At 70.6% G+C, this 20,978-nt stretch carries 24 protein-coding genes and 3 pseudogenes; 5 read left to right on the top strand and 22 right to left on the bottom strand.

Annotation, left to right across the window (positions count from 1 at the left end):
- Positions 1-78 precede the first annotated feature (78 nt).
- The 4 genes from GTY58_RS39885 to GTY58_RS39880 all read right to left on the bottom strand — a co-directional run bounded on the left by GTY58_RS39885 (position 79) and on the right by GTY58_RS39880 (position 2,097).
- On the bottom strand, positions 79-471 hold the full coding sequence (locus GTY58_RS39885; protein WP_202498571.1) for a DUF3618 domain-containing protein: 393 nt from the start codon (positions 469-471) through the stop codon (positions 79-81).
- 350 nt (positions 472-821) lie between these two features.
- Entirely contained in the window at positions 822-1,244 is a 423-nt protein-coding gene (locus GTY58_RS32985) for a phage holin family protein (RefSeq protein ID WP_037646854.1), read from the bottom strand.
- Positions 1,245-1,297: 53 nt separating this feature from the next.
- The gene (locus tag GTY58_RS32980; RefSeq protein WP_037646852.1) at positions 1,298-1,960 is read right to left on the bottom strand and encodes a hypothetical protein; all 663 of its coding nucleotides are present in this window, start codon (positions 1,958-1,960) and stop codon (positions 1,298-1,300) included.
- Complete coding sequence (locus GTY58_RS39880; protein ID WP_167544205.1) at positions 1,957-2,097, bottom strand: hypothetical protein; 141 nt, start codon at positions 2,095-2,097, stop codon at positions 1,957-1,959. The genes GTY58_RS32980 and GTY58_RS39880 overlap by 4 nt, the downstream gene beginning before the upstream one ends.
- Before the next feature lie 222 nt (positions 2,098-2,319).
- Here GTY58_RS39880 and dapA point away from each other — a divergent pair, with 222 nt between their 5' ends.
- Complete coding sequence (gene dapA / locus GTY58_RS32975; protein ID WP_042493831.1) at positions 2,320-3,231, top strand: 4-hydroxy-tetrahydrodipicolinate synthase; 912 nt, start codon at positions 2,320-2,322, stop codon at positions 3,229-3,231.
- On the opposite strand, the gene GTY58_RS32970 is transcribed toward dapA, so the two are convergent.
- Both GTY58_RS32970 and GTY58_RS32965 read right to left on the bottom strand, forming a co-directional pair.
- A complete protein-coding gene (locus GTY58_RS32970) occupies positions 3,218-4,438 on the bottom strand; it encodes a hypothetical protein (RefSeq protein WP_010987742.1) in 1,221 nt (406 codons plus the stop codon). The genes dapA and GTY58_RS32970 overlap by 14 nt on opposite strands.
- Positions 4,435-4,992 carry a SigE family RNA polymerase sigma factor gene (locus tag GTY58_RS32965; RefSeq protein WP_037646960.1) on the bottom strand — a complete coding sequence of 186 codons (558 nt, stop codon included), beginning with the start codon at positions 4,990-4,992 and terminating at the stop codon, positions 4,435-4,437. The genes GTY58_RS32970 and GTY58_RS32965 overlap by 4 nt, the downstream gene beginning before the upstream one ends.
- 135 nt (positions 4,993-5,127) lie before the next feature.
- On the opposite strand from GTY58_RS32965, the gene GTY58_RS32960 reads away from it, so the two are divergent.
- Positions 5,128-5,631 (top strand): hypothetical protein, encoded by a 504-nt coding sequence (locus tag GTY58_RS32960; RefSeq protein WP_037646851.1) that lies wholly within the window; start codon positions 5,128-5,130, stop codon positions 5,629-5,631.
- 147 nt (positions 5,632-5,778) lie between these two features.
- Here the strand turns inward: GTY58_RS32960 and GTY58_RS41040 are convergent.
- The 7 genes and pseudogenes from GTY58_RS41040 to GTY58_RS32930 all read right to left on the bottom strand — a co-directional run.
- Positions 5,779-5,943: pseudogene (locus GTY58_RS41040) on the bottom strand (site-specific integrase); the annotation flags it as partial.
- Between the two features lie 91 nt (positions 5,944-6,034).
- Entirely contained in the window at positions 6,035-6,580 is a 546-nt protein-coding gene (locus GTY58_RS32955) for a hypothetical protein (RefSeq protein WP_137951731.1), read from the bottom strand.
- Between the two features lie 362 nt (positions 6,581-6,942).
- Positions 6,943-7,932, bottom strand: coding sequence for a 2,3,4,5-tetrahydropyridine-2,6-dicarboxylate N-succinyltransferase (dapD, locus tag GTY58_RS32950; RefSeq protein WP_010987739.1), 990 nt, complete (start codon positions 7,930-7,932; stop codon positions 6,943-6,945).
- Between the two features lie 120 nt (positions 7,933-8,052).
- Positions 8,053-9,045, bottom strand: coding sequence for a CU044_5270 family protein (locus GTY58_RS32945; protein ID WP_010987738.1), 993 nt, complete (start codon positions 9,043-9,045; stop codon positions 8,053-8,055).
- A gap of 2 nt (positions 9,046-9,047) precedes the next feature.
- Entirely contained in the window at positions 9,048-9,641 is a 594-nt protein-coding gene (locus GTY58_RS32940) for a sigma-70 family RNA polymerase sigma factor (protein ID WP_010987737.1), read from the bottom strand.
- A gap of 247 nt (positions 9,642-9,888) precedes the next feature.
- Positions 9,889-10,425, bottom strand: a complete 537-nt coding sequence (locus GTY58_RS32935; protein WP_010987736.1) for a TetR family transcriptional regulator — start codon at positions 10,423-10,425, stop codon at positions 9,889-9,891.
- 22 nt (positions 10,426-10,447) lie between these two features.
- On the bottom strand, positions 10,448-10,768 hold the full coding sequence (locus GTY58_RS32930; RefSeq protein WP_010987735.1) for a multidrug efflux SMR transporter: 321 nt from the start codon (positions 10,766-10,768) through the stop codon (positions 10,448-10,450).
- A gap of 205 nt (positions 10,769-10,973) precedes the next feature.
- On the opposite strand from GTY58_RS32930, the gene GTY58_RS32925 reads away from it, so the two are divergent.
- Positions 10,974-12,050 carry a hypothetical protein gene (locus tag GTY58_RS32925; protein WP_010987734.1) on the top strand — a complete coding sequence of 359 codons (1,077 nt, stop codon included), beginning with the start codon at positions 10,974-10,976 and terminating at the stop codon, positions 12,048-12,050.
- A 66-nt stretch (positions 12,051-12,116) separates the two neighbouring features.
- Here GTY58_RS32925 and GTY58_RS32920 read toward each other — a convergent pair.
- Positions 12,117-12,422: pseudogene (locus GTY58_RS32920) on the bottom strand (VOC family protein); the annotation flags it as partial.
- A gap of 387 nt (positions 12,423-12,809) precedes the next feature.
- On the opposite strand from GTY58_RS32920, the gene GTY58_RS32915 reads away from it, so the two are divergent.
- A complete protein-coding gene (locus GTY58_RS32915) occupies positions 12,810-13,760 on the top strand; it encodes an AbfB domain-containing protein (RefSeq protein ID WP_010987732.1) in 951 nt (316 codons plus the stop codon).
- Between the two features lie 100 nt (positions 13,761-13,860).
- On the opposite strand, the gene GTY58_RS32910 is transcribed toward GTY58_RS32915, so the two are convergent.
- From GTY58_RS32910 to GTY58_RS32875, 8 genes are all read right to left on the bottom strand, one after another.
- Complete coding sequence (locus tag GTY58_RS32910; RefSeq protein WP_010987731.1) at positions 13,861-14,193, bottom strand: metal-sulfur cluster assembly factor; 333 nt, start codon at positions 14,191-14,193, stop codon at positions 13,861-13,863.
- Positions 14,190-14,657 carry a Fe-S cluster assembly sulfur transfer protein SufU gene (gene sufU, locus GTY58_RS32905; protein ID WP_010987730.1) on the bottom strand — a complete coding sequence of 156 codons (468 nt, stop codon included), beginning with the start codon at positions 14,655-14,657 and terminating at the stop codon, positions 14,190-14,192. The genes GTY58_RS32910 and sufU overlap by 4 nt, the downstream gene beginning before the upstream one ends.
- 16 nt (positions 14,658-14,673) lie before the next feature.
- Positions 14,674-15,930, bottom strand: a complete 1,257-nt coding sequence (locus tag GTY58_RS32900) for a cysteine desulfurase (protein WP_010987729.1) — start codon at positions 15,928-15,930, stop codon at positions 14,674-14,676.
- Positions 15,927-16,709 carry a Fe-S cluster assembly ATPase SufC gene (gene sufC, locus GTY58_RS32895; RefSeq protein WP_010987728.1) on the bottom strand — a complete coding sequence of 261 codons (783 nt, stop codon included), beginning with the start codon at positions 16,707-16,709 and terminating at the stop codon, positions 15,927-15,929. The genes GTY58_RS32900 and sufC overlap by 4 nt, the downstream gene beginning before the upstream one ends.
- A gap of 7 nt (positions 16,710-16,716) precedes the next feature.
- Positions 16,717-17,037, bottom strand: coding sequence for a bifunctional 3-phenylpropionate/cinnamic acid dioxygenase ferredoxin subunit (locus tag GTY58_RS32890; protein ID WP_010987727.1), 321 nt, complete (start codon positions 17,035-17,037; stop codon positions 16,717-16,719).
- Positions 17,037-18,218: a Fe-S cluster assembly protein SufD gene (sufD, locus tag GTY58_RS32885; protein ID WP_010987726.1), complete on the bottom strand. Its 1,182-nt coding sequence runs from the start codon at positions 18,216-18,218 to the stop codon at positions 17,037-17,039. The genes GTY58_RS32890 and sufD overlap by 1 nt, the downstream gene beginning before the upstream one ends.
- An 87-nt stretch (positions 18,219-18,305) precedes the next feature.
- Positions 18,306-19,730 carry a Fe-S cluster assembly protein SufB gene (gene sufB, locus GTY58_RS32880; RefSeq protein WP_010987725.1) on the bottom strand — a complete coding sequence of 475 codons (1,425 nt, stop codon included), beginning with the start codon at positions 19,728-19,730 and terminating at the stop codon, positions 18,306-18,308.
- Positions 19,727-20,476 carry an ArsR family transcriptional regulator gene (locus GTY58_RS32875; protein ID WP_010987724.1) on the bottom strand — a complete coding sequence of 250 codons (750 nt, stop codon included), beginning with the start codon at positions 20,474-20,476 and terminating at the stop codon, positions 19,727-19,729. Before GTY58_RS32875 ends, sufB begins: the two co-directional genes overlap by 4 nt.
- Positions 20,477-20,665: 189 nt before the next feature.
- Between GTY58_RS32875 and GTY58_RS32870 the strand changes: the two are divergent.
- A pseudogene (locus GTY58_RS32870) lies at positions 20,666-20,977 on the top strand (AAC(3) family N-acetyltransferase); the annotation flags it as partial.
- Position 20,978 lies beyond the last annotated feature (1 nt).

The following is a 20,978-nucleotide window of genomic DNA, read 5'->3' as shown; positions in this document are numbered from 1 at the left end:
CGTCGGTGGCGGAACCGGTTTCCGGTCCCGCCACCGACGGCGCGTTCGGGTGTCCGCCCCGCCGGGCGCCCTGTCGGGTCAGTGGCGTCCGCCCTGCCGCCGTCGCAGCAGGCCGGCCGCGACCAGCGCGCCCGCGCCGGCGCCGGCGATCAGCACCGGCCGGCGATGGCGCAGACCGGCCTGGACGACCGCGGTGGCGGCCGTCTTCACGGGCCCCGGCACGGTGTCCCGTACGGCACCCCCGGCCCGGCCCGCGGTGCCCTGCACGGTGTGCCCGGCCCGGACCGCCCTGTCCTGGGCGATGTGACCGGCGTGCGCGGCCGTACTGCGCAACTGGACCGTCAGCGCGCCCGCCCGGTCCCTGAGGTCCGCGGCGCGCGCCCGGGCCCGGCCCTTCACATCCGCCTTCGCCGCCAGTTCCTCGACGGTGTCGCCGAGTTGGCTCCGCGTCTCGGCGATCTGCCGCCGCAGCTCCTGCGGCCCCTCGGCCCCGGCGGCCCGTGCGGCATCGGCACCGTCACCAGCGCCCGGCCCGGCCCCGGCGCGCGCCGCGCCGGCACCGCTCACGGTGTCCGCGGCCTTCTCGGCCGCGGCCGCCCCGGCGTCCCCGGCTGCCGCCTTCTTCCGCCCCACGGCCTTCTCACCGGCCGCAGCCGCGCCCGGCACCTTCGCGGCGCCCGCGCTCGTCCCGGTCTGCGCCGCCCCGGCTCCCGCCTTCTTGGCGTTCGCGGCCTTCTCGCCCGCCACGCCCGCAGCGCCCGCTCCGGGCGTCGTCTCCGCGCCCGTCGCCTTCGCGGTCTCCGCTCCCGTGCTGTCGTCCGTCATCGGTGCGCCCTTTCCTTGATCTCGTCGACGTCGGCCCTGACGCTGTCGAGCGTCTGCTCGGGAGTGGGCGGCGCGGCGCGGCGCAACTGGCCGCGGCCGACCGCGGCCAGGACGCTCGCGACGGCGAAGAGCACCGCCGTGACGATGAGCGCCGCGGCCCAGACCGGCAGCGTCAGTGAGAGCGCGGCGACGCCCGTGGCGGCCAGGGCCATCACCCCGACGTACGCGACGGCACCCGCCGCGCCGAGCAGCCCGCCGCCGCGCCCGGCCCGGCGCCCCTTCTCGGCCAGCTCCTCCTTGGCCAGGCTCACTTCCTGCCGTACCAGCAGGGAGAGCTGTTCCGCGGCCTGTCCGACGAGTTCGCCCACGGAGTGGTGCTCGCCGGACACGGGCGGCCTGGTGTCCATGGTCCCGGTCACGGTGTCCCGCCTCCTCTCTCTTCGGGACACCCGGGTACCCGGACCGGCGCCGCCTACCCCTGCGAACCCCGTTCGTCGAGCTGCGCCAACTGGGTCTGGAACCAGTCGAGTCGCGCCTGGAGCAGCGCGGCCTCGGCGACGAGTTCGGAGACTCCGAGGCCGGCGGGCTGCTCGGCGACACCGCTGCCGGCCCGCACCCGCAGCCCCTCTCCGGCCAGTCGGGCGAAGGCGGCGGGCGACAGGGACGTACGACCGCGTACGCACCCCGCGCACGCGGCGGTCAGTGCGCGCCAGCCCGGCCGCCCCCAGCCGGCGTCGGCCAGTGCCGCCGCCACCGCCCCGCAGCCGCAGGGCCCGAGGGTCGCGGTGCGCACCCGCTGGCGGGCGTACCGGAAGCCGCGTTCGAAGCGGATGTAGGCGCCGAGCACGGAGACCTCGAGCAGGACGGCCGCCCGGTGCTCGGCGGTGCACAGCAGTGCCTCGGCCTCCGTGCGGTCGTGAACGCAGTGGAAGCCGCAGTCACAGCGGCGGTGCGGCGCCCGGTGCCGCAGCCCGTAGACGCAGCGGGCCTCGTCGAGGACCCCGTACGGCAGTGCGCCGCCCAGCGAGACGCCGGTGAACCCGACCCGGGTGCCGTCCTGGGACAGCACCGGGTGGGCGATCTTGTATCCGGTCGGCGGCTCCGTCGGGCGTTCCTCGGGGAGCCGCAGTCTCATCGCGCGACCGGGACCTCTTCGGGAGCGGATGCCTCCAACTCCTCGACGGCTTCGGCGACTTGGAGTTCCGTCTCCTCTTCGTGCGCGCCCGGCCGCTCCTGGGCGACCCCGGTCGCGACTGCCTTGCCCAACTTCATGACGCCTCCCGCTGTTGGTGACCGTCCCGGCCATGGTGACCCATGAAGTCCCGTTTGGCACTAGGGCATTCCTCGCGGGACCGTGGTCCCGGACTCCCGCTGAGGTTCCCGTAGGTCCCCGTAGGTTCCCGTGGGTTCCCGGAGGTTCTCGTAGCGTTCCTCTCCCCTATCCCGTAGCAGAATTAAGTGGAGCTTCACGGTCGGGCTGCCGAGACTGACCGTATGACCACACAAGGAACCGCACAGGGAACCGCTCCCTTCGGCCGTGCGCTCTGCGCGATGATCACGCCCTTCACCGCGGCGGGCACGCTCGACCTCGACGGCGCGCGGCGGCTCGCCGACCGGCTGGTCTCCGAGGGCTGTGACGGGCTGGTCCTGTCCGGCACCACGGGCGAGTCGCCGACCACGACGGACGCCGAGAAGTCCGCGCTGGTGCGGGCGGTGCGCGAGGCGGTCGGCGACCGGGCGTCGATCGTGGCGGGCGTCGGCACGGCCGACACACGGCACACCGTGGAGCTGGCCCTGGAGGCCGAGAAGGCGGGCGCGGACGGCCTGCTGGTGGTCACCCCGTACTACAGCCGGCCCCCGCAGGAGGCGGTCGAGGCACACTTCCGGGACATCGCCGACGCCTCCGGGCTGCCGCTCGTCCTGTACGACATCCCCGGCCGCACCGGCACACGCATCGAGCCGGCCACGATGATCCGGCTCGCGGAACATCCCCGGATCGTGGCGGTCAAGGACTGCGCGTACGACCTCCTCGGCACCCAGAAGGTGCTGGCCCGCACGGAGTTGGCGTACTACACGGGCTGCGACGAGTACGTCCTCGCGCTGTACGCGAGCGGCGGGGCCGGATATGTGAGCACGGTGGCGAATGTGGCGCCCGGCCACTTCCGGTCGATTCTCGACGCGTTCGACGCGGGCGACCCGGCTCTCGCGGCCCGTCTCCAGCAACGGGCCGTTCCGCTCATCGAGTCGATGATGGCGGCCGGCCTGCCGGGCACGGTCACGTCGAAGGCCCTGCTCGGCCGGCTCGGCCTGCCCTCGGGCCCGGTCCGGGCACCGCTGCGGCCCGCCGGCCGGGAGACGGCCGACGGGCTGCTGGCGCTGTACGAGGAGTTGGTCAGCGTGAGCTGAACAGCGGGGTCCACCGGCCGGGGTAGTCGTCGCTCGCCTTGCGGAAGTCGCTCAGCGGTACGACCTTGTCGGTGCCGATGGTCACCAGGAGCAGCTGGTTGCGGAACTCGCCCTTGCCGGAGCACTTCTTGGGGTCGCAGCCCCAGGCGATGAGGCGCTTGTTGTCGGCCCAGGCGAGGAGCTGCTGCCCCGGAACCTTGGCGACGCGCTTGCCGGTCTTCGGGTCGTCGATCGCGGCGGCGATCTCCTTGCCGTCGCCGGCGAAATCCCCCGCCGCCAGTTTCCCGTCGGGCGAGAGGCCCGCCTCGACGTAGGTGAGGTACTTCTCGTCGGCCGGCCACTTGGCCTCGGCCCCGTCCAGACCGTAGTACTCGCGGTACGGCTTCATCGCCCTGTTCGCGTAGACCAGCGTGCCGTCATGGCTCCAGTCGAAGTCCTCGCGGGAGTTGCCGAACCAGCCCATCTCGTCCGGCTTGTCCGATGCCTTGTGCCAGTCGGACTTGCCCGAGGCCACGTCCACGACGGCGAACCCGGTCCGGCTCTGCACGGGCCCCGGTACCTCCTTGCCGTTGACGTTCTGCTTGTGGTCGGCGAAGTTGCGGTCGGGGTTCTTGCTGTACGTCGTGGCGACGAGCTTCTTGCCGTCCGGCGAGAAGGAGACACCCCCGACGCCCCGGTCCATCGGAATCCAGCGGTCCACCTTGCCGGTGATCATGTCGAGCAGCCCGATGCGCTTCGCGGGCAACTCGCCCTCCAGCACGGCGGCGGTACGGGTGCCGGGCGCGACATCCAGGAAGGCCCACTTGGTCTTCCGGTACGTGCCCGTGTTCTGGTCGAGGAGTCCGTACACCCGCGTGGTGACGCTGTCGCCGTTCGGCTGCTTGACGTTCTTGTAGACGTAGAACGCGGCCAGCACCGTGTCACCCGCCGCGATCATGCCCTTCGGCGGGGACTGGTCCGGGTGCCCGATGATGTCGCTCTGGTTGATCTCGCTCGCGGGCCGCACATCGTCCCCGCCGCCGCCCAGGAGGGGGACGGCCACTCCGACGGCGACCGCGGCGGCGGTGGCCACGGCGACGGACGCGAGCCTGCGGGTGCGGCGGCGGCGCCGGACGGCCAGCACCCGTTCGGCGAAGTAGGGGGGCGCGGGCATGTGGTCCGCGGCCTGCTCACGGAAGGCGTCCCGCACCAGTTCATCGACGTTCACGGACGCACCTCCACGGGCGAGTAGTCACGGGACGGCTCCTGCTCGGCGTCGGCCGGGCCCAGTGCCGCCAGTTCGGGCGCGAGGGTGCGCAGCCGGGCCAGCGAGCGGTGCGTCGTGGACCGTACGGTCCCCACGGAGCACCCCAGGATCCGGGCCACGTCGGCCTCCGGCAAATCCTCGAAGTAGCGCAGGACGAGCACGGTGCGCTGCCGGGCGGTCAGCCGGGCGAGCGCGCCGCGCATCACGAGCCGCAGCTCGGCGGCGGAGGCGGCGTCCGGGCCCGTACTCGCCTCCGGCGGCTCGGCGACGCTCAGCTCCCTGCGCCGCCACTTCAGCCGCCAGCGGCTGACCTGCTGCCGGTAGAGGACCTGCCGGACGTACGCCTCCGGTTCGTCGATCCGGCTCCACCGGTCGGCCGCCTTGATCAGCGCGTTCTGCAGCAGGTCCTCGGCGGCGTGCCGGTCCCCGCCGCTGAGGAGCACGGCCGTCTTCAGCAGCGCGGACGACCGGTTCGCCACGAACTCCCGGAAACTCTCCTGCCCTGCGGCATCCATCGTCACCTTCTCTTCCCCGGCGGACTCTGTGCCCGGCCCCTGTGCTCCTTGTGACGCGTGCACAGGCCTGCCGCTATGCCTCTCACCCGCAGAAATTCCCCCCGGCCCCGCCCGCTCCTGGCGTACGTTGGCGAGGTGAGCCGACCGCTGCTGTACCTGGACGTCGACGGCCCCCTCAACCCGTACGCGGCCCAGCCGGAACGCCGGCCCGACGGCTACACGACGATCCGGGTGGCCCTGACCCCCGGGCGCCCGCTACGGGTCTGGCTCCATCCCGACCACGGCCGGGCACTGCTCGCCCTCGACTACGAACTGTGCTGGGCCACCACGTGGATGGACGCCGCGAACCGCTGGATCGGGCCGGTCATCGGCCTTCCCGACCTGCCCTACGTCGACTTCGGCACCGGCCTCTTCTCGCAGCGCCCCGACGGGGTCCACTGGAAGACCGAGGCGCTGGTCGCCCACGCCGGCGAGCGGCCCTTCGCCTGGGTGGACGACGAACACAGCCCGGCGGACGAGGCGTATGTGGCCGCGCACCATCCCGGCCCCGCGCTGCTGCGCCACGTCAGCCCGCGGCTCGGGCTGCGCGAGCCCGACTTCACGGTACTGGCGGAGTTCGCGGCGACGATCCGCCGCTGACCGCACACCGGCGCGCGACCGGAAGCGCACAGCGAAACGCCCTCCCGCGGACGGAATGCCGCGGGAGGGCGCTCGATACGCCGGCGTCGCTCGTGCCGGTACGCCGGTTCAGTTGTGGCTGTTCTGATGTCGCAGCAGGTCAGGCCGTCAGCCTGCGCCCTGGGCCGTCGCGGGGCCGTCGTAGGTTACGTCCTGCCCGCGGAACACGCGATCCACGGCGACCCGAGTCCGAGCCTCGCTCGACGGCATCAGACGCGTGTAGGTGCGGAGCGTGAAGGCCGGGCCATGGTGGCCGAGGTACTCGCTCAGGGCAGGTCCACAGACTGCCCGCCTCGCCGGAAGCTCAAGGGACCATGATCACTCGCCCCATGGCAGCTCCCGCCCAAAGCCGCTCCGCCGACCTCTACATTTGCCGCGGGTCTGGCCCCAGGATGGCTGGGTCCTCAGTCCGCAGTCGAAACTCTGCGGATACGCCCAAGCTCTTGCGCGCGGCGAGGTAGAACGCATCACGCTTCTCCTGAAATTGCCTGAGTGCCTGCGCCCAGTCCTCTGATGTTCCCGAGCGCTGGTCACGAGCGAAGTGCTCCAGCACCCAAGCCTGGCGCTGTAGTGCCCTGGCCGCCGCAATGGTTCCGGAGTCTCCCATGAGAAGAACAGCCTCGAACGCGTAACCGCGTTCAAGTTCGGCGTCCGCCAGCATCTCCAACCCAGTTTCCTGTGCGAGTGGCTGAGGGAGATCGAACAGCCCCTTGCCTGCCGCCAGACGCCCTGCCAAGGAGGTGAATCTCTTGATCGCGTCGGCGTACCGAAGATAGGACTCCAGACGGCGTTCGTCCCATCGCGTCGAGAGCTGGCGGTGCCATCGCAATCTCTCCATCAGAGCTCCGCCTGCGTAAGACGCTGCCGCGCCGACAAGCACACCTACCAAGGTGAACAGTTGTCCCGACATAGCCCCCCCTGCCGTTCAGGTCGTTCCAGGGGAGACCTTACTTGGGCTCCAAGACCGAGGCGGCGCGTGCCACAGCCGTGCCACATCGGGCGGTCAACCACGGTCAACGACGGTTCGCGGCAGTCCAGAGACTCCGCCGAGCTGGGGGCTTGCCGAACCCGGAGTGGCCTGCGCTCCATCGCCACCTCGCACACCCGCCCTTACAAGGCAGGAGCCTCTCCCCAACGCACGAGCGCCCTCCCTGGCCGTCCTAGGGCCGTGGAAGGGCGCTCAACGATGACCAACGTCGACCACTGCCGACAGCTCAGCAGCAGGTCAGAGCGTTGATCAATCAGGCGGCCGCGGGTCACGGCCGCCGGTGATCAGTTGTGGCTGTGCAGGATCTCGTTCAGGCCGCCCCAGACCGCGTTGTTCGGGCGGGCCTCGACCGCGCCCGTGACCGAGTTGCGGCGGAAGAGGATGTTCGAGGCGCCGGAGAGTTCGCGGGCCTTGACGATCTGGCCGTCGGGCATGGTGACGCGGGTGCCCGCGGTGACGTACAGGCCGGCTTCGACGACGCACTCGTCGCCGAGCGCGATGCCGACGCCGGCCTCGGCGCCGACCAGGCAGCGCTCGCCGATCGTGATGCGCACGTTTCCGCCGCCGGAGAGCGTGCCCATGGTGGAGGCGCCGCCGCCGATGTCCGAGCCGTCGCCGACCACGACACCGGCCGAGATACGGCCCTCGACCATCGACGTGCCGAGCGTGCCCGCGTTGAAGTTCACGAAGCCCTCGTGCATGACGGTCGTGCCCTCGGCGAGGTGCGCGCCGAGGCGGACCCGGTCCGCGTCCGCGATGCGTACGCCCTTCGGCGCGACGTAGTCCGTCATGCGCGGGAACTTGTCGATCGACGTCACCTGGAGGTGCAGGCCCTCGGCGCGCGCGTTCAGGCGGACCTTCTCGACGTCGTCGACGGCGACCGGGCCGAGCGAGGTCCAGGCGACGTTGGCGAGGAAGCCGAACATGCCGTCCAGGCTCTGGCCGTGCGGCTGCACCAGACGGTGGGAAAGCAGGTGCAGACGCAGGTAGACGTCGTGCGCGTCGATCGGCTTCTCGTCGAGCGAGGCGATGACCGTGCGGACCGCGACCACCTCGACGCCCCGGCGGGCGTCCGGGCCGAGCGCCTTGGCGGCGCCCTCGCCGAGCAGCTCCACGGCACGCTCGGCGGACAGCCGTTCGGTGCCGGCCGGGCCGGGCTCTGCGGTGAGTTCGGGAGCGGGGAACCAGGTGTCGAGGACGGTTCCGTCGGCGGCGAGGGTGGCGAGCCCGGCGGCCGCGGCACCGGTGGTACGAGGAGCAGTCGTGTCGGTCATGAGGGAAACCTAACCGGCCGGGGGGCGTGCGGGCGAACTCGTCCGCGGGGCGTCTCAGGGAACGGGCGTACCCGGGCGGCCCACGCACCCCCGTGACGCGGGCCGCCCGTGCTCGGCGGGTCAGCCGCGCCGGCCCGCCTTGTCCACCACGGCCTTGGTGATCAGCGAGTTGCCGCCGGCCACCTCGCCCTTGCCGCCGTCCGCCCCGCCCTTGGGGGCGTACAGCCGCTGGCCGACGACCTGGAACGTCTGCGGGTCGAGCAGCCAGTCCTGGCCGTCGCTCCCGATGCCGTCCCCGCCGTAGTGCAGAGCGATCACCCGGCGCCCGGCCGCGTTCTTCACGAGATGGTCGGTCACCTTCCCGCCCGGCAGCGTCGCCAGCGCGCGATAGAGCCCTGCCAGCCCCTTGGGCGGCATGACGTCGGCGCTGAGCAGCACGAAGATCTCAGTACGGTCCGCCGCCGCCTGGGACTCCTTCCCGTCGGCGATGGCGTTCTTCTCCCGCAGGGTCTTCAGCGCCCCCTCTCCGTCGGTCGGCAGGGTGGACAGGAAGCGGTACATCTCCCGCGGCGAGCGGTCGTCGCCCTCGCCGCCGTTCTCCAAGTGCATCTTGGTGATCTGAAGCTCGGAGTGCCTGCCGGGCAACTGGTGGGCGGAGGCGCTGCCGTCGTACCGGATCCAGCTCTCCTGGACGAACGCCTCCTCGCCCATCTCCTTCAGGAGCTTGGGGTCCTGCCCCTCGGACATCGACTTCGTGTAGATCCACTGCTTGGCCTTCGGCACGGTCACCGGCGGTTGTGTCTCCAGCACCGTCGCCGCCCGTTCCAGCAGCTCCCTGGCGCTCAGCCCCTTCAGGTTCAGGTTCGGGGAGACCGCGGGCGACGCCTTCCGCCCCTGGTCGCCCCCGTCGGCCAGCACGGACGCGGTGACGGCGACGGCGGTCACCGCGGCGACCACTCCCGCGATCACGAACTCCCGCCGTGCCCAGACCGCGCGCCGCCTCTCCCCCGTCCGTGCCGCCTCGACCAGCCGCATGCGCCCCGGCGCGAGCCGGCCGCGATCGGGTGTGGGTGCGTCGGCGCGCAGCTCGCGCACCCGGGTCATCTCGTCCATGGCTATGCCACCTCCGCCGCGTCGCTCACGAACGCCGGGTCCGCGCCCAGCGCCGTACGTACCTTGCGCCGCGCCCTGTTGAGCCGGGAGCGGACGGTTCCCACCGGGATGTCCAGCGCCTGGGCGACCTCCTGATAGGTGAGGTCGGCCCAGGCGACGAGCAGCAGCACATGCCGGTCACCGGCGGGCAGGGCGGCGAGGGCGCCGGCGAGCGGGCCCTGTGCGGCGATCCTGCTCTCGGTGTCCTCGACCCAGGACGCGGCGACGGGGTCGTGCCCGGTGCGGGCCAGCGCCTTGAGCGCGCGCACCTCGGCGCGCCGCTGCTTGCCGATGAGGTTGCCCGCGATGCCGTACAGCCAGGGGCGCGCGTTGGTGCGCGTCAGGTCGTAACGGGAGCGGATGCGGAAGGCGGTCAGGAAGGTGTCGGCGGTGATGTCGTCCGCCGCGCCGTCACCCAGGCGCCGGGCCGCGTACCGGTGGATGTCGGGTGCGTACCTGTCGTAGAGCCGGGCGAACAGCTCCGGTTGCTCCAGCGACTGGGCGACGACCTCCGCATCGTCGTCCACTCGTGCCGTGGACGGCGGTGGTCCGCTCACAAGGCCTCCCCCTGTTGTGTCGTGCCGAGCGTGTCACCCCCTATTCCCCGCTGCGCGGCGAAGAGTTCACGGTTTCCACGGATCGACGGCAACTAGACGGATCGACGGCGCAGGACGGACCAGCGGCGTGGAACGGATCGACGGCGGCAAGGAGGCACGGGGCACCAACAGCCGCTCCGGACCCGGACATCCGGCTCAGGGGCCCGCCCCGGACATCCGGCTCAACGGCCCGCCCCGGACATCCGGCTCAGGGAATGAGCCGCGCCAGCAGCTCGCGCGCGTACGCCTCGTCGTACGGCGCCCCCGTCAACAGCACCTGTAGACAGATCCCGTCGACGAGCGCGACGAGCGCCCGCGCGGTGACCGGGTCGGTGCGGCGGGCGACGGCTTCCGCGAAACCGTCGATGCACTCGGCCGCGACGGGGCGCAGAGCGGGGCGGCGCAGGGCGGCGAGGTAGAGCTCGTACTCCAGCTCCACCCCCGTGCGGTCCCCGGCCAGCCAGTCGCCGATGAGTGCGGCGATGTCCCCGGCGAGGTCGGCCCGCGGGTCCTCCAGATGACCGCGGGCGGCCACCACCTTGGCGAAGCCCTCGTTGGCCTGGCGCAGCGCGGCGACCATCAGGTCGTCGAGGGTCTTGAAGTGGTACGTGGTGGAGCCGAGCGGCACATCGGCCTCGGCCGCGACGGAACGGTGGCTGAGCCCGGCGATGCCCTTGTCGCCCACGACGCGGATCGCCGCGTCGATGATCCGCTGCCGCCGGTCGGGGTCGTAACGACGAGGCATCAGCGTCCGCCTCCCGCAGCCATCAGTGCGCACCGCCCATGTTCAGCACCACGACCCCGCAGATGATCAGCGCGATCCCGGCGAGCTTAGCGGGGTTCATGCCCTCACCCAGGAACACCATCCCGATCGCTGCGATGGCGGCGGTGCCGGCCCCGGCCCAGATCGCGTACGCCGTGCCGACGGAGACGGTCTTCAGGGTCTGGGCGAGCAGCGCGAAGGCGACGAGGTAACCGAGGGCGGTGAGCAGCGAGGGCCACAGCCTGCTGAAGCCGTCGCTGTACTTCATGGCCGTCGTGGCGGCCACTTCCGCGGTGATGGCGCCGGCCAGCAGGACATATCCCATGCGTACGAGTGTACACAGCGATGCGTACGGTCGTACACATCACGGCCCGCCGTCGTGCGCCGCACACGTCCTGCCACCGTGCGCGGCACCGCGCACATCCGTGCGGAGAACCCCCGCGCGACGAAGCCCCGGCACGGGATATCGTTCGCGATCACAGTGGGGGCGCGGAGTCCTGGGACTCCCGGAGCATCGGAGCGCGGAAGCGATGTCGAACACAGCGGGGTGGGGACCATCGGGCCCGTACGGGGGCTCTCCGGGCGGCTGGGGCTGGGCACCGCCGCCGCCCCCGCCCAAGCCGGGCGTGATACCCCTGGCGCCGCTCGGCGTGGAGTCCATCCTCGGCGGCGCCTTCGCCACCATGCGCCGCTACGCCGCGCCGCTCTTCGGCCTCGCCGCTCTCGCGTACGCCGTGCTGGGCGCCCTGGTCGCCGGCGCGGCAGTCATCGCCTACGCGGCCGTACGGGACCGGCTGGAAGCGCTCATCGACCACCACCGCGATGTGCACTGGGCCGACGTCCAGCCACTGGTGTTCGCGTTCCTCGCCGTATGGGTGTTCGCCATGCTGGCCCTGATGGTCGCCTCCGCCCTCGTCCAGGCGTCCTGTGTGGCGACGGTGCACGACGCGGTACTCGGCCGGCGCGCCACGTTCCGTTCGGTGTGGCGGCGGGCCTGGCCCCGCACTCCCTCGGTCATCGGTGTGGCCCTGTTGCAGGGCCTGGTGGCGGTGGTGCCGATGCTGCTGGTGGCGGCGGTGTTCGTGTCGCTCACCCTCCTGGCGCTGAGCTCCTGGTCGGCGCTGCCGGCCGGGATCGCCTTCCTGCTCCTCCTGGGCGCGGCGCCGGTGGCGGTCTGGCTCTACACCCTGTTCTCCTTCGCGCCGGCGGCCGCCGTACTGGAGGCGGCGGCCCCGGTGACGGCGCTGCGCCGCTCTGCGCGGCTGGTCCGCGGCGCCTGGTGGCGGGTCTTCGGGATCACGCTGCTCGCCAGCCTGATGGCGGCCGCCATGTCGTACATGGTCCGGCTTCCGCTCATGTTCTTCACGCCGACCATGCAGCCGTACGACACGTCGTCCGGGCAGCCCGAGAGCGCCCGGGCCGTGTTCGAGCAGATGCTGCCCGACCTGGGCGTCTCCCTGGCGATATCGGCGGCCGGCACTCTCCTGGTCCAGCTGTTCGCCGCGGTGTTCGTGCCGCTGATCACGTCACTCCTCTACATCGACCAGCGCATCCGCAGGGAGGGCCTGGCCGACACACTGCTACGGGCGGCCTCGGCTCAACAGTGACCCGCCCGGCCGACCGTGGACCGCTCACAGCCCCGCGATGACTCGCCCAGCCGACCGGTGACTCGCTCACAGCCCCGCAGTGACCGGCCCAGCCGACCGGTGACTCGATCGACCCGGCAGTGAAGTCTTCGGCCGCAGCACGCAGAACTCGTTGCCCTCGGGGTCGGCGAGGGCGACCCAGGTGACGTCCTCGCCCTTCCCGGCGTCGACGCGGCGCGCCCCGAGCGCAAGGATCCGCTCGACCTCAGCGTCCTGGTCGTCGGGCGCGAGGTCGAGGTGGAGCCGGTTCTTGACGGCCTTTCACTCGCCGACGGACACGAAGCACAGTCCCGGCAGCGCGTGTTCGTCGGCGCCGATGGTGATTTCGACCTCGCCCCCGCGTGCACCCGCGTGCGCCCCTCGCCACCCCTCGTCACCGGGCACCCGCTTCGGACGCTCGCGTGATCAGGCCAGGCCATCTGAGTGTCCCTCAATTCTCCATCGCGGCAGGGGCGTTGGAGGGCAGCGAGCGGCCCCGACGCACAGATCGTACGGATCACCGCGTAGCGGTCACGGGACGGCCGGTTCCCGCGGACCGCCTGCAGATGACCGAAGGAAACGGCTGCCCCGGAAGCCCCACTTCCGTTACTGTTTCAACCAGTCGCCCACCCGGTCTTCACAGCCCCTCCCGCTCCGTGGACCCGCGACTTCGTATTCCTCTTATGCCGAAGACAGCCGACAAGTGTGCGTTCGCCCTGAGCGACGCCGGAGGAACAGCGCATGCCAGAAAGGCAGTCCGAGCCCACTCCGGACGAGTCCGCCCCCCGCCCGTGGAGCCCCTTCGCGAGTTCGCCGGCGTCCGAACCGTCCCACCCCGGGCATCTGCCGCTGCCGACGGAGGAGCCGCCGACGCCGTGGCAGCCGGGCGGTACGCCGGACACCTCCCGCGTACCCGGGACCCGACGGCTCTGGCTGGCCGGCGCCCTCGCCCTGGCCACCGTCGTCGCCTGCGTGACCGCGCTCACCACGACGGACCACGCGGCCGACACCTCGGCCGCGAAGGAAGCCGACACCAAGCTGGACTCGGCCGACCCCGGTCTCCTCACGTTCGCCTCCCCCTCCGCGGGGCCGAGTACCTACCCCGGCGCCAAGAGCGGCCGGTCGAGCGAGCGAGCCGCGCAGACCACTCCCGACGGCTCCGCCTCGGCCGACCCCGCCCGGCACGGCTCCGCGTCGAAGCCCGCGGCCGAGCGGTCGAAGCCGGCCTCGTCCACCGGCACGTCCTCGGGCTCGAAGCCCTCCGCCGTGTGGAAGTCCGTCCGGTCGGTCAACTACCCCGACCGCTACTGGCATCTCGGCGGTGACACCGGCCGGCTCGACCCCGTGAGCTCCGGCAGCTCGGCCACGACCAGGCAGGACGCCACCTTCAAACTGGTCAAGGGGCTCGCCGACGCGTCCTGCTACTCGTTCGCCACCGCGGACGGCACCTACCTGCGCCACTCCCGGTTCCGCCTGCGCGCCGACCGCAACGACGGCACCGCGCTCTTCAAGAAGGACGCCACCTTCTGCCCCCGCACGTCGTCGTACTCCGGCGCCGTCATGCTGGAGTCGGTGAACTACCCCGGCCGCTATCTGCGCCACAAGGACTTCCTGCTCCGCCTCGACCCGTACGAGAACACCGGCCAGTACCGGGCCGACTCCGCGTTCCAGCTGGTGAAGGGCTGGGACTGAGGCTCTTCGGACCGTACGGACCCGCGCGCGAGGGGGGCGGCGGCAAACGCGCGAGGCCCCGGTGCATCAGCACCGGGGCCTCGCGCGTCAGCACACGGGGTCAGACGTTGAACCCGAGCGCCCGAAGCTGATCGCGGCCATCGTCCGTGATCTTGTCCGGGCCCCACGGCGGCATCCAGACCCAGTTGATACGCAGCTCGTTGACGATGCCGTCCGTGGCGGACTTGGCCTGGTCCTCGATGACGTCGGTGAGCGGGCAGGCCGCCGACGTCAGGGTCATGTCGATCGTCGCGATGTTCGCGTCGTCGACGTGAATGCCGTAGATCAGGCCGAGATTGACGACGTCGATGCCCAGCTCGGGGTCGACGACGTCGTACAGCGCCTCACGGACTTCTTCCTCCGAGGCCGGCTTCGTCTCAATGGTCTCGCTCATGCCGTCTTCCTTTCGGCGTCGGCCTCGCCCAGCGCCTGGGCCGTCGCGTCCTTCCACGCCATCCAGCTCAGGAGGGCGCACTTCACCCGCGCCGGATACTTGGAGACACCGGCGAACGCGACCGCGTCCTCCAGCACCTCCTCCATTGCGTCGTCCGGCTCGATCCGGCCCTTGGACTGCATCAGCTCCAGGAAGGTCTCCTGGACCTTCTGCGCCTCGGCCAGCTCCTTGCCGACGAGGAGTTCGTTCAGCACGGAGGCGGAGGCCTGGCTGATCGAGCAGCCCTGACCCTCGTACGAGATGTCGCTGATCGTTTCGCCGTCGTACTTCACGCGCAGCGTGATCTCGTCGCCGCACGTCGGGTTGACGTGGTGCACCTCGGCGTCGCCATCCCGAAGACCGCGCCCGTGCGGGTGCTTGTAGTGGTCCAGGATGACTTCCTGGTACATCGAATCCAGCTTCACGTTCTCAGCCAGCCCCTCAGCCGAAGAAGTTCCGTACGTGCTCCAGGCCGTCGACCAGTGCGTCGATCTCGGTCGGCGTGGAGTACAGATAGAACGACGCTCGCGTGGTCGCAGGAATTCCGTAGCGCAGGCAGACCGGGCGGGCGCAGTGGTGGCCGACCCGGACCGCGATGCCCTGCTCGTCCAGGACCTGGCCCACGTCGTGCGGGTGGATGTCACCCAGCGTGAACGAGATCGCCGCGCCGCGGTCCTCGGCCGTCGTCGGGCCGATGATCCTGAGGTCCGGGACCTCCATGAGGCGCTTGACCGCGTACTCGGTGAGCGCGTGCTCATGGGCGAGGATCTTGTCCATGCCGATGGAGTCGAGGTAGTCGATCGCCGCGCCCAGACCGACCGCCTGCGCGATCGGAGGCGTGCCCGCCTCGAACTTGTGCGGGGCGGGAGCGTACGTCGACGAGTGCATCGACACGGTCTCGATCATCTCGCCGCCGCCGAGGAACGGCGGGAGGTCCTCCAGCAGCTCCTGGCGGCCCCAGAGGACACCGATGCCCGTCGGACCGCACATCTTGTGGCCGGTGAAGGCCACGAAGTCGGCCTGGAGGGCCTGGACGTCCATCGGCATGTGCGGGGCGGCCTGCGAGGCGTCGATGCAGACCAGAGCGCCGACCTCCTGGGCGCGGCGCACTATCGCCTCGACCGGGTTCACGGTGCCCAGGATGTTCGACACCAGCACGAAGGAGACGATCTTCGTCTTCTCCGTGATGATCTCGTCGATGTTCGACAGGTCGAGCCGGCCGTCGTCCGTGAGGCCGAACCACTTCAGCTTCGCGCCCGTGCGCTGCGCCAGCAGCTGCCACGGAACGATGTTGGAGTGGTGCTCCATCTCGGTGATGACGATCTCGGTCTCGTGGTCCACGCGGTAGGGCTCGTCGGCCCAGCCCAGCATGTTGGCCACGAGGTTGAGCGACTCGGAGGCGTTCTTGGTGAAGATCACCTCGTCGCGGCTCGGCGCGTTGATGAACGCGGCGACCTTGTCGCGCGCGCCCTCGTACAGCGCCGTGGCCTCCTCGGCGAGCACATGCACACCGCGGTGGACGTTGGCGTTGTAGCGCTCGTAGTAGCCACTGAGAGCGTCCAGCACCTGGCGGGGCTTCTGCGACGTCGCCGCGTTGTCCAGGTACACGAGCTTCTTACCGTCGTGGACCTGACGGTCCAGGATGGGGAAGTCCTTGCGGATCGCCTCGGTGTCGAGGAGGCCCGGCAGCTGCGTCACGCGGATACGCCACCCTTCGTGTCGACTTCGTGCTTCGCGTAAGCCTCGTAGCCCTCGTTCTCCAGCTTGTCGGCGAGCTCGGCGCCGCCGGACTCCACGATGCGGCCGCCGGAGAAGACGTGGACGAAGTCGGGCTTGATGTAGCGCAGGATGCGCGTGTAGTGCGTGATGAGGAGGGTGCCCACCTCGCCGGTCTCGCGGACTCGGTTGACGCCCTCGGAGACGATGCGCAGGGCGTCGACGTCCAGGCCGGAGTCGGTCTCGTCGAGGATCGCGATCTTCGGCTTGAGCAGCTCGAGCTGGAGGATCTCGTGGCGCTTCTTCTCACCGCCGGAGAAGCCCTCGTTCACGTTGCGCTCGGCGAAGGCCGGGTCCATGTTGAGGCGCTCCATGGCCTCCTTGACCTCCTTCACCCAGGTGCGCAGCTTGGGGGCCTCGCCGCGGATGGCCGTGGCGGACGTACGGAGGAAGTTGGAGACCGAGACGCCGGGGACCTCGACCGGGTACTGCATCGCCAGGAACAGGCCCGCGCGGGCGCGCTCGTCGACGGACATCTCCAGGACGTCCTCGCCGTCGAGGGTGACGGTGCCGCCGGTGATCGTGTACTTGGGGTGTCCCGCGAGCGAGTAGGCGAGGGTCGACTTGCCCGAGCCGTTGGGGCCCATGATGGCGTGCGTCTCGCCCTGCTTCACGGTGAGGTCGACGCCCTTGAGGATCTCCTTCGTGGCGTTGTCGGCCTCGACGGTGACGTGCAGGTCGTGGATTTCAAGCGTTGCCATGGGTTCCTCAGGACTCCTGGGTGAGGGAGACGAGCACATCGTCCCCTTCGATCTTTACGGGATATACGGGGACGGGGCGCGTCGCGGGAAGACCGGACGGCTTGCCGGTGCGGAGGTCGAACGCGGAGCCGTGCAGCCAGCACTCGATCTGACAGTCCTCCACCTCGCCCTCGGAGAGCGAGACGTTCGCGTGCGAGCAGATGTCGTTGATCGCGAACACCTCCCCCTCGGTCTTCACGACCGAGACCGGCGTGCCGTCGAGTTCCACCCGCTTCGGGGTGTCCTCCTCCAGCTCGCTCAGCCCGCAGGCGCGTACGAAGGTCGTCATCAGACCGACGCCTCCAGCTCCTCGTCGATCCTGACGAGGAGGCGCTCCTGGATGTCGGCGACACCGATCTGCTGGACCAGCTCGGCGAAGAAGCCGCGGACCACCAGTCGGCGGGCCTCGTCGGCGGGGATGCCGCGGGCCATCAGGTAGAAGAGCTGCTCGTCGTCGAAGCGGCCGGTCGCCGAGGCGTGGCCCGCGCCGACGATCTCGCCGGTCTCGATCTCCAGGTTCGGCACGGAGTCGACGCGGGCGCCGTCGGTCAGAACCAGGTTGCGGTTCATCTCGTACGTGTCCGTGCCCTCGGCCTTGGCCTCGATGAGGACGTCGCCGATCCACACCGCGTGCGCGCCGTCGCCCTGGAGCGCGCCCTTGTAGGCGACGTTCGACTTGCAGTGCGGGGTGTTGTGGTCGACCAGGAGGCGGTGCTCCTGGTGCTGACCGGCGTCCGTGAAGTACAGACCGAAGAGCTCGGCCTCGCCGCCCGTGCCGGCGTACGCGACGCGCGGGTGCAGGCGTACGAGGTCGCCGCCGAAGGTGACCACGAACGACTTGAACGTGGCGTCCCGGCCGATCAGCGCGTTGTGCTGGCCCACGTGCACGGCCTTGTCGTCCCAGTCCTGGACGGAGACGACGGTGAGCTTGGCGCCGTCGCCCAGGATGTAGTCGACGTTGGCGGCGAGGACGGCGTCACCGGTGTGGTCGATGACGACGACAGCCTCGGCGAAGGCTCCCAGCTCGATGACCTGATGGCCGTAGGCGACCCCGCCCTCGCCGTGCACGGCGATGCGGATCGGCTCGGTGAGCACCGTCTCCTTGGGGACGGTGACGACACCGGCCTTCTCGAACGCGGAGTACGCCTGGGCGGCGACGCGGTCCACCGGGGTGCCCGCCCTGCCGATCCGGGCGTCGTCACGGCCGACGGTCTCGACGGTGACGCCCTCGGGGGCGCTCACGTCGACCTTCACGCCGTCGCCGGTGGCGACCGCGGTGCCGTCGTGCAGCCCGCGCAGGCGCTCCAGCGGGGTGAACCGCCACTCCTCCTCGCGGCCGTGGGGGACCGGGAAGTCCGCCACGTCGAAGGACGGGGGCGCGCTCATGCGCGTGGCGACGGTCGACTCGGCGGCCACCGCGATCTGGCCCGCGGTGGTGGAGCCCACGGGGATGTTCTGAGCCTCAGCCATGGCTGTCGGTCTGCTCTCTTCCTACGTCAGTTGCGATCCTCGGCCCGCCGAAAGAGGCGGGCCGTAAGCTGCCGGGGACTGCGGGTCCTAACCGACCGCGCCTTCCATCTGCAGCTCGATCAGCCGGTTGAGCTCCAGCGCGTACTCCATGGGCAGCTCCTTGGCGATCGGCTCGACAAAGCCGCGGACGATCATCGCCATCGCCTCGAACTCGGTCATGCCCCGGCTCATCAGGTAGAAGAGCTGGTCGTCGCTGACCTTGGAGACGGTCGCCTCGTGGCCCATGGACACGTCGTCCTCACGGACGTCCACGTAGGGGTACGTGTCGGAGCGGGAGATCGTGTCGACGAGCAGCGCGTCGCACAGCACGTTGGACTTCGATCCGGCCGCGCCCTCGCCGATCTCCACCAGACCGCGGTACGAGGTACGGCCACCGCCGCGCGCCACCGACTTGGAGACGATGTTGGAGGAGGTGTTCGGCGCCATGTGGACCATCTTGGAGCCGGCGTCCTGGTGCTGCCCCTCGCCCGCGAAGGCGATGGACAGGGTCTCGCCCTTGGCGTGCTCGCCCATCAGGTAGACGGCCGGGTACTTCATGGTGACCTTGGAGCCGATGTTGCCGTCGATCCACTCCATGGTCGCGCCCTCGTACGCCACGGCGCGCTTGGTGACCAGGTTGTAGACGTTGTTCGACCAGTTCTGGATGGTCGTGTAACGGCAGCGGGCGCCCTTCTTCACGATGATCTCGACCACCGCGGAGTGCAGGGAGTCCGACTTGTAGATCGGCGCCGTACAACCTTCGACGTAGTGGACGTAGGCGTCCTCGTCGACGATGATCAGGGTCCGCTCGAACTGGCCCATGTTCTCCGTGTTGATACGGAAGTAGGCCTGGAGCGGGATCTCGACGTGCACGCCCTTCGGCACGTAGATGAAGGAGCCGCCGGACCACACCGCGGTGTTCAGCGACGCGAACTTGTTGTCGCCGACCGGGATGACCGTGCCGAAGTACTCCTTGAAGAGCTCCGGGTGCTCCTTCAGGGCGGTGTCGGTGTCGAGGAAGATGACGCCCTGCTCCTCCAGGTCCTCGCGGATCTGGTGGTAGACGACCTCGGACTCGTACTGGGCCGCGACACCGGCGACGAGGCGCTGCTTCTCCGCCTCCGGGATGCCGAGCTTGTCGTACGTGTTCTTGATGTCCTCGGGCAGGTCCTCCCAGGACTCCGCCTGCTTCTCCGTGGAACGCACGAAGTACTTGATGTTGTCGAAGTCGATGCCCGAGAGGTCCGAGCCCCAGTTCGGCATGGGCTTCTTCTCGAACAGGCGCAGGCCCTTGAGGCGGAGCTTGGTCATCCACTCCGGCTCGTTCTTCTTCGCGGAGATGTCGCGGACGACGTCCTCGTTGATGCCGCGCTTGGCAGAGGCACCGGCCACGTCGGAGTCGGCCCAGCCGTATTCGTACGTGCCCAGACCCTCGAGCTCGGGGTGGGCGGTCTCCTCGATGGGGAGCGTCATGCGGGGTTCCTCCCGGCGGTGCTTGCGGATGCGTTGTGGCCGTGATCGGTCTTGGAAATCTTGGGGATGAACGTCGTGCAGACGCCGTCACCGTGCGCGATGGTCGCCAGCCGCTGGACATGTGTACCGAGCAGCTGGGAGAAGATCTCGGTCTCCGCCTCGCACAGCTGCGGGAACTGCTCGGCCACATGCGCGACCGGGCAGTGGTGCTGGCAGAGCTGCTCACCGACCGGTGCGCTGCGCGCCGTAGCAGCGTACCCGTCCGCGCTCAAGGCCTTGGCCAGCGCTTCGGTGCGCTCCTCGGGCGCGGCGGCCTCGACGGCCGCGCGGTACGCGGCGGCCTGGGCGGCGATCCGGGCGCGGGCGAAGGCGGCGACCGCCTCCTCCCCGCCCTCGCGCTCGGCGATCCAGCGCAGGGCGTCCGCGGCGAGCTTGTCGTAGGACTGGTCGAAGGCGTCCCGGCCGCAGTCGGTCAGGGCGAAGACCTTGGCCGGACGGCCGCGCGTACGCGCCCCGTAGACCCGCTGCTCGCGCGGCTGCACGATGTCGTCGGTGACCAGTGCGTCGAGATGGCGGCGGACGGCGGCCTGGGTGAGACCGAGACGTCCGGCCAGCTCGGCGACGGTCGACGGCCCGTGGTCCAGGATGGAGCGCACGACACGGTTGCGCGTGGAGCGCTCACCGGTCGCGAGTTCCTCCTGAGGGGCCCCCGTGGGGGTCTCCCGTGCCTCGCCGACGTTTTTCACAACGCCATTGTTGCGTAATTCCTCAGGGCCTGACAACCCGCGCCCGTCCGGCCGGGCGGTGCGCTGCGTCACTTAGGCATACCTAAACTGACCTGCGAAAACGATCTCTGATCGATCAATCCGGCGGCGGCGGAGGAGGCTGTCGGGAAGACTCCCCGGCCATGTCCGCACCCCCTCCGACCGGCCCACTCGTCACTCGGAACACGGTCGCCACCCAGCTCGACGGCCACGCGCCCGACTGCCGGCTCGGCGAGCGCAGCCCGTCGGCCGGACTGGCGAAGTTGGGGGCCCGGGTGCTGCTCCTCGGCGCGGGCTACGACACGTGCGCGAGCTTCCATCTGGCTGGGCCATGACGTCGAACGGGACCGTTCCGTCGTACGCGGCGCGGCGGACGTACGCCTGTTCCCCGTGGCGGACGCGAAACGGTGGCCGGCACTGCACCGTCCGGGTGACGAGGGGCTGCGGGGCCCCGCCCACCGAGGCCGTCGGCCGCGTCCCTAGA

Origin of the sequence: Streptomyces sp. SID5469, from assembly GCF_009862865.1 — a bacterium.
GTDB lineage: Bacteria > Actinomycetota > Actinomycetes > Streptomycetales > Streptomycetaceae > Streptomyces > Streptomyces avermitilis.
The sequence above is the reverse complement of the archived record's forward strand: the minus strand, read 5'-3'. Positions and strand labels throughout refer to the sequence as shown.